Source organism: Nocardia sp. NBC_00565 (assembly GCF_036345915.1).
In the GTDB taxonomy this organism is placed as follows: Bacteria; Actinomycetota; Actinomycetes; order Mycobacteriales; family Mycobacteriaceae; genus Nocardia.
The window spans coordinates 1,330,526-1,341,408 of record NZ_CP107785.1 but is presented as its reverse complement, the minus strand read 5'-3'; the positions used below and the strand labels follow the sequence as shown (position 1 = coordinate 1,341,408).

10 protein-coding genes are annotated in these 10,883 nt (G+C 64.2%); 6 read left to right on the top strand and 4 right to left on the bottom strand.

Annotated elements, in window-relative coordinates; all coding sequences use genetic code 11:
• Window positions 1-21: 21 nt before the first annotated feature.
• From OG874_RS06455 to OG874_RS06440, 4 genes are all read left to right on the top strand, one after another.
• Window positions 22-1,398 carry an aldehyde dehydrogenase family protein gene (locus OG874_RS06455; RefSeq protein ID WP_330254198.1) on the top strand — a complete coding sequence of 459 codons (1,377 nt, stop codon included), beginning with the start codon at window positions 22-24 and terminating at the stop codon, window positions 1,396-1,398.
• 55 nt (window positions 1,399-1,453) lie between these two features.
• On the top strand, window positions 1,454-2,404 hold the full coding sequence (locus OG874_RS06450; RefSeq protein WP_330254197.1) for a carbohydrate kinase family protein: 951 nt from the start codon (window positions 1,454-1,456) through the stop codon (window positions 2,402-2,404).
• A complete protein-coding gene (locus tag OG874_RS06445) occupies window positions 2,401-3,063 on the top strand; it encodes a class II aldolase/adducin family protein (protein WP_330254196.1) in 663 nt (220 codons plus the stop codon). The genes OG874_RS06450 and OG874_RS06445 overlap by 4 nt, the downstream gene beginning before the upstream one ends.
• A gap of 127 nt (window positions 3,064-3,190) precedes the next feature.
• Window positions 3,191-4,279, top strand: coding sequence for an AraC family transcriptional regulator (locus OG874_RS06440; protein ID WP_330254195.1), 1,089 nt, complete (start codon window positions 3,191-3,193; stop codon window positions 4,277-4,279).
• On the opposite strand, the gene OG874_RS06435 is transcribed toward OG874_RS06440, so the two are convergent.
• The 3 genes from OG874_RS06435 to OG874_RS06425 form a co-directional block, all read right to left on the bottom strand.
• The gene (locus OG874_RS06435; RefSeq protein ID WP_330254194.1) at window positions 4,263-5,540 is read right to left on the bottom strand and encodes an MFS transporter; all 1,278 of its coding nucleotides are present in this window, start codon (window positions 5,538-5,540) and stop codon (window positions 4,263-4,265) included. The genes OG874_RS06440 and OG874_RS06435 overlap by 17 nt on opposite strands.
• A gap of 64 nt (window positions 5,541-5,604) precedes the next feature.
• Window positions 5,605-6,045 carry a hypothetical protein gene (locus OG874_RS06430; RefSeq protein WP_330254193.1) on the bottom strand — a complete coding sequence of 147 codons (441 nt, stop codon included), beginning with the start codon at window positions 6,043-6,045 and terminating at the stop codon, window positions 5,605-5,607.
• A 732-nt stretch (window positions 6,046-6,777) separates the two neighbouring features.
• The gene (locus OG874_RS06425) at window positions 6,778-7,362 is read right to left on the bottom strand and encodes a TetR/AcrR family transcriptional regulator (RefSeq protein WP_330254192.1); all 585 of its coding nucleotides are present in this window, start codon (window positions 7,360-7,362) and stop codon (window positions 6,778-6,780) included.
• Window positions 7,363-7,458: 96 nt separating this feature from the next.
• On the opposite strand from OG874_RS06425, the gene OG874_RS06420 reads away from it, so the two are divergent.
• Window positions 7,459-8,598 carry an acyl-CoA dehydrogenase family protein gene (locus tag OG874_RS06420; RefSeq protein ID WP_330254191.1) on the top strand — a complete coding sequence of 380 codons (1,140 nt, stop codon included), beginning with the start codon at window positions 7,459-7,461 and terminating at the stop codon, window positions 8,596-8,598.
• Window positions 8,599-9,107: 509 nt separating this feature from the next.
• Here OG874_RS06420 and OG874_RS06415 read toward each other — a convergent pair.
• Window positions 9,108-10,019: a D-alanyl-D-alanine carboxypeptidase family protein gene (locus tag OG874_RS06415; protein ID WP_330254190.1), complete on the bottom strand. Its 912-nt coding sequence runs from the start codon at window positions 10,017-10,019 to the stop codon at window positions 9,108-9,110.
• A gap of 258 nt (window positions 10,020-10,277) precedes the next feature.
• Here OG874_RS06415 and OG874_RS06410 point away from each other — a divergent pair, with 258 nt between their 5' ends.
• A complete protein-coding gene (locus OG874_RS06410) occupies window positions 10,278-10,559 on the top strand; it encodes a lipase family protein (RefSeq protein WP_330254189.1) in 282 nt (93 codons plus the stop codon).
• The last annotated feature ends 324 nt before the right edge of the window (window positions 10,560-10,883 follow it).

Genomic DNA, 10,883 nt, shown 5'->3' with positions numbered 1-10,883 from the left:
GGACACAGAAGAGGGATCACGATGATGCCATCGACACAGATAGCCGACCTTCGAACAGCATTCCAGGACGGGGTGACTCGGCCCGTCGCGTGGCGCGCCGACCAACTGCGCGCACTACGCCGACTACTCCTCGAAAACGAAAACGCCCTCGCGACCGCGCTCCACCAAGACCTGCGCAAGAGCGCGACAGAAGCGCTCATGACCGAGATCGGCGTCGTCGTCGGGGAAATCGACCACACTCTGTCGCACCTCAAAAGGTGGCTGCGACCGCAACGCGTTTCCGTACCATTCAAGCTGCAACCGGCCCGCGCACGCGTAGTACGTGAACCACTCGGCGTTGTTCTGGTCATTGCGCCGTGGAACTACCCGCTCCAACTGCTGCTCGGCCCACTGGTCGGGGCCTTGGCAGCGGGCAACGCGGTAGCGCTGCGCCCGAGCGAACTCGCCCCGGCCACCTCACGGATTGTGGCAGAGCTCGTACCGCGATATCTCGACGCTCGCGCCACCCGTGTCATCGAGGGCGGCGTCGACACCACGACCGCTGTATTGCGGGAACGCTTCGATCACATCTTCTTCACCGGGAGTGGCCGAGTCGGTCGGATCGTCATGGAGGCTGCAGCTGCGACATTGACTCCGGTCACCCTGGAACTCGGCGGCAAGTCGCCGGTGTGGATCGATGACACCGTCGACCTCACGATTGCGGCACGCCGGATTGCTTGGGGCAAATTCGTCAACGCCGGACAAACCTGTGTCGCACCGGATTACCTCCTCACGACACCGGCAGCTCGGCCGGCGATCGAAGCGGCGCTCACCGACGCGGTACGGCACCTGTTCGGCGACGATCCTCAGCAGAGCCCCGACTACGGCCGCATCGTGTCGGATGATCACCTCCAGCGTTTGACGAGATTCCTCGACGACGGCACCGCCGTCATCGGCGGCGTCGCCGACAAAGGCACCCGCTACCTCGCCCCGACGGTGTTGACGAAAGTCGATCCGCGCTCTCCCGTCATGCGTGCGGAAATCTTCGGCCCGATCTTGCCGATCGTCGAAGTAGCGGACGTCGAACAGGCGATCTCGTTCATCAACGAACGCGACAAACCCTTGGCGCTGTACGTCTTCAGCGGATCGAGAACCACCCGTCGCCGATTCGTGGACCACACCAGCTCCGGCGCCGCGGTCCTCGGAACCACGATTCTGCATCTCGCGGTCCCTGAGCTTCCGTTCGGCGGCGTGGGTCCGAGCGGAATGGGCGCCTATCACGGTGAGCGGTCGATCACGACGTTCAGCCATGAGAAAGCGGTGTTCCAGAAGCCGTTCCACCCAGATGTCACCCGGCTGGTCCAACCCCCCTACAGCCGATTCAGCGGCTGGCTCGCCCGTCTGATCTCAACCGTGTGACTCGGCACCTTCCCCAAGCCGAACCGCATTGACTCCGATAAGGAAGGAATCACAGATGACAGGCACCAACGCACGAGTCAGGGCGCTCATGATCGGTGTGCACGTCTTGGACACGCTGGTGCGTCCGGTCGAGGAGATCCCCGCCGGTCAGGGCGGCGCCCTGGTCGAGCAGATCACGATCAGCGCGGCGGGCACCGCGGGAGGAACGGCGGTGGTCATGTCCAAATTGGGCGGGTCCGTGTATTCGTGCGGCGTGATCGGCGACGACGTCCTCGGCGATCTGCTGACAACGCTGCTGCAACGCGACGGCGTCGACACCACGCTGCTGCACCGGGTACCGGATGTGCAGACCTCGGCCTCGGTATTACCGATTCGGCCGGACGGATCGCGCCCCGCGCTCCACGTCATCGGAGCGAATCAGCACTTGGCACAATATATTCCGTGGCCAGCGTTGGCAGACGCCGATCTGGTACACCTGGGCGGGCCGGAATTCTACGGTGGTGACATTGCCGCGCAGATCCTCGCGCACGCCCGAAAGCACGGAGCGACCACGTCGGCGGACAGCCTCGCCCCCGGCACACCCGAGGCGCTCGAATACTTCGAGGCCGCACTACCGCACATCGATTATCTGCTGCCCAACGACGAGCAGGTGACGGGTTGGACGGGCGCGTCGACGCTGCACGAGGGATGTCGTCGACTCGTGGAACGCGGCGCACGCTGCGTCGTCGCGACGGCCGGCGCCCACCCCACTGTGATCGCGACCGAGTCCGGAATCACCGAGGTGGCCCCGTTCGTCGTCGATGTCGTCGACACCAGCGGCTGCGGCGACGCGTTCTCTGCCGGATTCATGCGTGGCATTTCTTTGGGAATGCCCCCGGAACAGGCAGCACGCCTCGGGAACAGCACGGCCGCCCAAGTCGCCCAGGGACTCGGCAGTGATTCCGGCGCGTATGACCTCGACTCCGTTCAGAAACTCATGACCGAACAGCAGGTTCGCCGACCATGAGCGACACCGATCTCGAGGAAGTTCGCGAAGCAATCGCCAGGACCGGTCACCAGCTCGCCGCGCACAACCTCGTGCTCGGCACCGCCGGCAACATCAGCGCACGCATCGGCGATCTGGTAGCTGTCACCGCCACCGGAGTAACTCTCGCCGACGCGACAGCACGGGACGTAACGGTCGTCGATCTTTCCGGCAACCAGCACAGCGGGCGATTGCGACCGACCTCGGAGCTCGAGATCCATCTAGGTGTCTACCGTTCCTCCGACGCCAGAGCGGTAGTACACGCGCATTCGCCCGGCGCAGTATCACTGTCGCTGATCGCCGAGGAACTTCCCGTTGTCCACTACCAGCAACTCCTCCTCGGCGGCGCGCTCCCCATCGTGCCGTTCGCCCCATTCGGTACCGAAGAATTGGCATCCGCGACACTGACCGCGCTGCAACACAAGAAGGCCGCGATCTTGGCACATCACGGATCGGTGGCTGTAGGAGCCTCGCTGGACGCGGCGTTGGACAACGTACTGCTACTGGAATGGCTGTGCCGGATATACCTCGACGCCGCCCCCATCGCGCGGCCCGCACCACTCACCGACACACAACTCCAGGCCGTCATCGAAGTTGCAATCCGCACCGGCTACGGCAGTACCCCCGCGATCGACTCGTGAGAATGCGTGCCCGAGGCCGATCCTCGCAGGGAGCAGGATCGCGGCTGTCTTTCGTCGGCGATCGTCCGTGGCGAGGTAAGCGGCTCGACATGCGTTGGGTGCGAATATATTTCGAAAGGAGGTGGGTATGGCCGATCCACCCGATTCGCTGGCCCGCGCGATCATCCCGCCGACTGTAGTCACCGGCCTGGTGGAGATCGGGAGGCGGGAAGGGTACCCCGTCTCATCGTGGCTCGATGGCACCGGACTCAGCCCGGACGACCTCAGCACATCCGACACCATCAGGCTGTCCTACCTGCAGGCTGCCACCATCCTGCGGCGAGCGATTCGCGCCATGCCGGACCAGCCCATCGGCATGCAAGTCGGCCGGCGCGAAGCGCTGCTGTCCTTCGGGATCGTCGGTCTGGCTATGCGCGCCTGCGCCACCGGCGCCGAAGCGCTACAGATTGCGCTCGAATTGCATCGTGCCAGCGGGAGTCTGGTCGACGCCAATGCCGAAATCGCCGATGGCCAGGTCACGCTCTCGATCTACGAACGCGCACCCGATCCGGAACTAGCCACGTTCCTTGTCGAGGAAGCCCTGTGCAGCGCCGTTGTCTTCATGCGTTCAGTGTTCGGCACCGACCAGTCGCCCACTTCGGTAGACCTGAGTTACCCGGCCCCGGTGTATGCGCACGAATATCGGCGCTTCTTTCGCTGCCCGGTGCGATTCGAGGCCGGCGCCAACCACCTACGTTTTCCGGTCGCGTTGCTGGAGCGCCGATTGCCCACCCACGACAGCACGGTTCGTGCCGTCGCCATCGATGCATGCCGACGCCTGCTCGACGGCTCCGCCACTCGACCCGCCGTCGCCGTTTCGGTGGAGGCTCTGCTCAGTCGCAACATTCGCTGTTCGCTGACCATGGCGGAGGTCGCCGATCAGCTGCATGTCACAGAGCGTACGTTGCGCCGGCAACTCGACGCCGCCGGCGAAAGCTTCAGCGCGGTTCGCGACCGAGTGCGTGAGCAGCGCGCAACGTTTCTGCTATGCGAATCGACGATGACCATCGACGCAGTTGCTCGCGAGGTCGGATTCAGTGACGGCCGCGAATTTCGCCGAGCGTACCTGCGATGGACACGCCGCACGCCGAGTGTGGTCCGACGGAATGCACGAACGAATCCGATCCCCACCGGGATCCGCTTGCGCAGCGAGCAACGTCCTATCGCACACCCTTGACCTGCCATACCGTGGCCCCTCCCACCACGGTGAACACACCGGCCGCAGCGAACAGTCCGGGGAACCCGAAGACATCGACCACCCACGCACCGAGGAGTGGTCCGACTGCTTGCGGCACGGCCATCGCGATATTCATGACGCCGAGTTCTTGGCCGCTGTGTTCCACACTCGGCAGCACATCGGCGGCGAGCGCCTGATCGATCGCCGTGAAGCAGCCGTAGCCCGCACCCATGAATGCGCCGGCAATCATTGTCCCCCACAGACTTCCGGTACAGATGATGACCACGGCCGAGATGCTCTGCAAGATGGCGGCAGCCATAACAAAGGGTTTTCGGCGGCTGATCCGGTCCGACAAAACGCCACCCGCGATCGAGACGACGATGACGAAGACCATGTAGATACCCGTCAGGACGAGCAGCGAAGTATCGACGTCGGAAACCCGCAGCTCGAACTGCAGGTAATACAGCAGTAGCGAGGTTCCGAGCGCATTCCCCACATTGACAAGTACCCGCCCCGCCAATGTCCAGCAGAAGTCGGGCACACGGATGAGCGTCGCAACCGAGTCGCGCCCGCTTGGGCGATCACTGAGTGGAGGGTCAGGCGTCGTCCAAACGAACGGCGTCACGCATATCACCAGCAGCACCGCCGATAGCACGTATCCGGCCAACCGGCTCAGCCCCAGTACGGCGATGAGCACCAGTCCGACGATCACCCCGATCGCCTGGGGAGCAGAAACCCAGCTGGACACGACTCCCCGTTGCTCCTGCGGCACCCGGTCACCGATCATCGCGGTGAGTGCAGCCGATGCCATGGCGAATCCGAAAATCGCAAGGCACCAGCAGATTCCAATACCGATCGCCGTGTGCTGGACGCCCAATCCGACCAGCGACACGGCGAACAACAGCGTGCCGCCCAGGATCCACGGTCGCCGACGGCCGAAAGGGCCGGTGGTGCGGTCACTCAGTGCACCGGTCATTGGAAACCCCACCAAAGCGCACACCGCCGACAGGCCGGAGATAATTCCGAAGCCGGTCACGCTGCGCTGCCAATTGTCCTGCCGCAACTCCGCGCCGACGCCGAGGACGTCATCGAGTTGCTGCGGCAGCAACAGTTGGAAGGCAGTGAGCTGCGCCAGCCAGATGCCCAACCACGCCACCGCGTACAGACCGATCCATCGGACGGTAACTCGGTGCGTCGCCGGCAACGCCAGGTCCGGTTGGCGAATATTCGAGTTATCGGCAAGCGGTATCGAGGATTTCATTGTCTTCGATCGACTTTCTTGGTATCAGCTGTGGAGCTTTTCCGGACCGACGTGACGACCGCTGTTAATTCGGCTGCGCAGCGACCGGTGCGCTGACCTCTCCGGCGGCATGCAAGGCGTTGTAAGCCTGAACCAGCGCGGCAATTCCGACCGGAATACCGACAACCGCGCTGCCGATGATCGGCCCTAGGGCCGCGCCGATCGCAAGTCCGGGAATGCAGCCTCCTATCGCACCGATAACCGCGCCCACGACACAACCGCCGACAAGACCGACTATTCCGCCCGCGACACTGCCGATCGTCACTGCGAGCATGAATTCGTTACCAGCCTGATTGAGCGCGTTGTTGATATCGGCCTGCGCGCTGCTGCCGGCGTCCGATACCGGATCGGACACCGAAGTAGGCTGGTCAGCGCCCATCGCATCGATCCTGGCGATCGCCGTGGAATAGCCCGGAAGCCCTGTACCATAACGGATTTCGTATGTGCCGCCGCTATCGGCGCGCACCTCCGAGACAGGATTCGCCGGTACGTCGGGTGTTGCGAGGGCGACCCCGACCGTAGTCGCCGTCGCAGCCGCGGTCATAGCCGTCGCGACGACCAATCGGGTTGCGTAATACATAAGAACCTCCTGCACTGGCGATTGCCAATAGCTTGCTCTCTTGCGATTCACAGAATTCAACAGGAAGCCTCAATCGGAATGAAGGGGACTGCCGGACACAATGGGGGGCAAAACGGACAGCGACTGCTTTGCTCTGCGTCCACCGACAGGAAAGAGAGCCCATAGCGGTAACGGCGGATCGAACCCGTAGCATGACTCCACCACGCACATGTTTACCTTCCCAGTAAGAAGAATATGGATACTGGTTTGCCGGTAGCGGTTCGCGCACCGCGTCGATGTCATCGCGATGCCCCTCCACACCTGCGAAGCCATCGGCGTGCACGGTCGCAAAAGATGCGATCGTCGCGAGTGCGGTCAGATCGCCGACCACAAGGGCGCGTTTCGAACCCACACGTCTCATCGCTGCGCCAGGAGCGAGCAACTGAAGCCGATCTCCCACGCGGCGAGACGATGCCCAGGACGAGCCGGGTCCGCCGCCGTGTAGATCGATGACGGTCCCCAGCTCGTGCGCGCACAGACCTACGCGAAACACTTGTCCTCGCGCTGCCCGACCTACAGGTTCGGCTGACGTAGTTTCGGCAAACGATCCGCAAAGCGACCCAGCCGCGCCGGTCGCGGCTACGCGGTGATGCCGGCAGTGAGGATGGCGGCCAGCTCCTGATAAGCCTCGGCGTCGTCGAGGCCGGTTCGGGTGCGAACCGTGCCGTGTTGAATGCGAGCCATCATCGTGGCGGCGAGGTCAGCGGCGAAAGCGGCGTGGACGTCGCGGAAGTCGCCGGCTTGCACGCCCTCGTCGATCAGTTCTTGCACGCGGCGGGCGGCGATTCGGGTGTTCTTCTCATAGATCTCGCGTGCCGGTATGAACGCGTGCAGATCGAACATGAATTGGGTCGACGCGGGGGCGAGCGCGGTGCCGACGGCTGACAGGTAGGCGGCGACGCGCTCGCGCGCGGTGGTGATGGGCTCGATGGCCGCTTCCACATCCTCGCTGGCGCGCTGGAAGAAGTGCACGGTCGCGGCGCGGACCAACTGCTCCTTGCTACCCGCGAGGGTGTAGAGCGTCGACTTGGAGCAGCGCAGGCGGGCGGCGATCTCATCCAAAGTGAGGTGCGCGAACCCTTCGGCGAGGAACAACTCGACCAAGGCGTCGAACAGTTCGCTGCGTCTGCGGGTGGCGAAGCCGGCGCGGGTGAGTTGATCCATAACGCCGAATAGTACTGAAGCGCCTCTTGTAGTACCGATATACTGACAGTACTGTAACCGGTAATTAAGTACCGTCTTTCGTATGCGAGGTGATGTGTGGCCGTCGAACGCTTGCTGCCCAGCGAGGAAGCCCGTGATCTGATCCAGCTCACGCGCGAGATCGCCGACAAGGTTCTTACTCCCGACGTCGATCGGCACGAACGGGAGGAGATCTATCCCGCGGGAGTGTTCGCGACACTCGGCGAGGCGGGGCTGCTGAGCCTGCCGTTTCCGGAGGAGTGGGGCGGCGGTGATCAGCGTTACGAGGTATATCTACAAGTACTCGAGGAGATCGCCGCACGCTGGACCGCAGTGGCTGTAGCGGTGAGCGTGCACAGTTTGGCCTGTCATCCACTGATCAATTTCGGGACCGACGAGCAGAAGCAGCGGTGGCTGCCAGAGATGTTGGGCGGCAACCTGATCGGCGCCTACAGCCTGTCCGAGTCACAGGCCGGGTCCGATGCCGCCGCAGTCGCCTGCAGGGCCGCTGCGGTTGAGGGCGGTTACCGGGTTGACGGCACGAAGGCGTGGATCACTCACGGCGGCAAGGCGGACTTCTACAGCCTGTTCGCACGGACAGGCGAAGGCTCCCGGGGTATCACCTGCTTCCTCGTAGCGAACGACACCACCGGGCTCAGCTTCGGCAAGCCGGAGCAAAAGATGGGTCTGCACGCGGTACCAACCACGACCGCCCACTACGACGACGCGTTCATTCCCGACGAGCGACGCATCGGCGCCGAGGGGCAAGGGTTGCAAATCGCCTTGAGCGCATTGGATTCCGGGCGACTCGGCATCGCTGCGGTAGCCACCGGTCTAGCCCAGGCAGCCCTGGACGAGGCGGTCGCCTACGCCAAGGAGCGGACTGCCTTCGGTAAGCCGATCATCGACCACCAGGGCCTGGGCTTCCTGCTCGCCGACATGGCCGCAGCCGTTGATTCCGCCAGGGCCACCTACCTGGATGCCGCGCGTCGCCGTGATGCGGGCTTGTCGTACTCGCGGCAAGCGAGTGTGGCCAAGCTGGTCGCCACCGACGCCGCGATGAAGGTGACCACCGACGCGGTGCAGGTATTCGGCGGCTACGGCTACACCCGCGATTTCCGAGTCGAGCGGTACATGCGCGAAGCCAAGATCACGCAGATCTTCGAGGGCACCAACCAGATTCAGCGTCTGGTGATCAGCCGGTCACTTGCTCGATAACGCAGGCACCGCACCTACTGCCGAACTCCCGCGGAGGGTTCGAATACGGCGCCGTCTACGGCCGGGCATTGAACCAGGCCGTGTGGAGCGACAGCGACGCGGACCTATCGATTGCCCAACAGCTCGAGCCTCCGCAGTCCGCGTTGCTGGCCGCTGCCCGACGGGCCCTGGGATCTCCTGAAGCCGCGGGCGACCGGTAGTCGTCCTGCAGGTGATTCTTCCTCTGCTTCCTTATGCTGGCCGCCCCCAACGGAAGGCGGGAGTGTCAAGGAGGTCGTAGGCACCGCCGGTCGGACTCCCCGTCGGCGAGTTGCGCCAGAGTCGGTGCGAGTCGACGGCATGGGCCGATCTCGCCTGCCGGCCGCGCGCGATAGGCAAGATTGTGTGCCTACTTGCGCTGGCTGTGGCCAGGTTGGCAGGCGGGTGTCGGGTGGCGGACACGGTCGTCGTGTGGCCGCGGATCGTCCTGGTGCGCACCGGGATCCGCAGCCGGCCAGCCGCATTCGGCGCTAACCGATCGGCAGCGCGCTCAGGATCGGGTCGTAGGCCCAGTTCAACATGCGCTCGGCGTCGTCCTTTGCGGCGACGCTGTCGGGTGAGCTGTGCAGGACCACACCGATCAGCGGTATTCCTGCCCTGACCGTCTCGAACAGCAGGCAGGTTCCCGCAGCGTCGGTGTATCCGGTTTTGATGCCGATAGTGCCGGGATAGTCGTGCAGCAGCGAGTTCGTGGTCTGCCAGAGGTGAGCGCGGTTGCCCGGGGCGGCAGGCAGGTAATAGCTCTGGGAACCGGCGATCTCGCGGAACACCGGCAGGCTCATCGCGCGCAGGCCGAGGGCCACCAGGTCCGCCGGTGTGGAGTAGGTGGAGTGATCGGTGGGGGCGGGCAGCCCGCTGGGGTCGGTGAAATATGTTCCCGCCAAGCCCATTTGACGCGCGGTGTCGTTCATCTTGGCGATGAAGCCGTCTTGGCCGGGCCCGTAGGCCTCGGCAAGGGTATAGGCGGCGTCGCAGCCGGACGGCAGCATCATCGCGTAGAGGAGCTGTCGCGCGGTGAGCACCTCGCCGGGGACCAGGCCTGCGTTGCTTCCGTCGTACTTGGTGCCGTAGGCGATGATTTCTTGCGGCACGGTAATGGCCCGGTCGAGGTCGCCGGCGTTGATCACGACCAGTGCCGTCATCACCTTCGTGATGCTGGCTATCGGGACCGGGGTGTTCGGCTGTCGCGACCACAGCAACGTGCCGGTGATTCCGTCCGCCAGCGCTGCTCCCGACGCCTGCACTGCGTCCGGCTCAGGAGTCAGCCAAGGCAAGTGAATATGGGTGTCGCTCGCGGCGGGGGCGGCCGTGACGCCATGACCGGCTACCACGACCAGCGCCCCAACGACGGCAGCTTGCAACAATCGGGCAAATGTCCGCATGGGCCACATCCTGCCGTGCGAACCCGTCAACCAGTGGGATTTCACCGACCGAATACCGCGCCGCTTCGGCGACAGCATGCAATCAGCTAATCCAAGGAGCCCGACGCTTCTCGCCTGCGACCGCTCTCTTAGCGACATGGCCGTGCCGCTCTGCAGAAGATCGGCGCTACCTCGCCATTGGTCGGCAACGAGGATCTCACCCGTCTCTTGCCGCCAGGTGCCTGCGCCCGAGCCGACGGAGTCTTCCGCCGATCGGACTTGACCGACCGAAAATCGGGTGCGCCATTGTACATCTACCACGGCGCATATGACATCTGGATTCCCATCGAAGCAGCCCAACAGCTGTACCAGCAGCAGTGCGCCCGCGGTGTGCCCGCCGTGTTCCGCACCGAGCCCGGCGAGCACATCATCGTGCTGTTCGCCGGATTCCCCGGAGCGACCAACTGGCTCGACGCACGGCTACGTGGCGAACCAGCCCCCAGCGAATGCCTCACCACACCAACGCAATCACCACAACCCCCGACATCCGGCGAACGGTAAGAAGTGTCCGGCTGATGCTGTCCCATCCAGGTCAGAGGCTCTCCAACGTCCAGCTCGTATTGCCCGGTCCGCGGCGTAGCTGCCGGTCTCGGCACGCTCTTGGCACGCTCGATATCGCCACTGACCAGCACGGGCAGCGTTCATGAGGGACATCGATATCGGCACCAACCGATCGTGTCGTAAGCCAGGCTCAGCGGGTTGCGCTGCCGATCTGGATACGCTTAGCGCTGCGCCGATAGATCCGGGGCGGCGAGGCCGGGATCGCGTGGGTATGCCGGTGGCCGTCTGACGGCGCCCGGTATCAGTTATCGAGGGTGGTGCAGG

Bases quoted from the DNA above. Each gene is read 5' to 3' on its own strand.
- OG874_RS06425 (WP_330254192.1), bottom strand. From the start codon at position 7,362: ATGGATCAACTCACCCGCGCCGGCTTCGCCACCCGCAGACGCAGCGAA.
- OG874_RS06455 (WP_330254198.1), top strand. From the start codon at position 22: ATGATGCCATCGACACAGATAGCCGACCTTCGAACAGCATTCCAGGAC.
- OG874_RS06450 (WP_330254197.1), top strand. From the start codon at position 1,454: ATGACAGGCACCAACGCACGAGTCAGGGCGCTCATGATCGGTGTGCAC.
- OG874_RS06445 (WP_330254196.1), top strand. From the start codon at position 2,401: ATGAGCGACACCGATCTCGAGGAAGTTCGCGAAGCAATCGCCAGGACC.
- OG874_RS06415 (WP_330254190.1), bottom strand. From the start codon at position 10,019: ATGCGGACATTTGCCCGATTGTTGCAAGCTGCCGTCGTTGGGGCGCTG.
- OG874_RS06440 (WP_330254195.1), top strand. From the start codon at position 3,191: ATGGCCGATCCACCCGATTCGCTGGCCCGCGCGATCATCCCGCCGACT.
- OG874_RS06435 (WP_330254194.1), bottom strand. From the start codon at position 5,540: ATGAAATCCTCGATACCGCTTGCCGATAACTCGAATATTCGCCAACCG.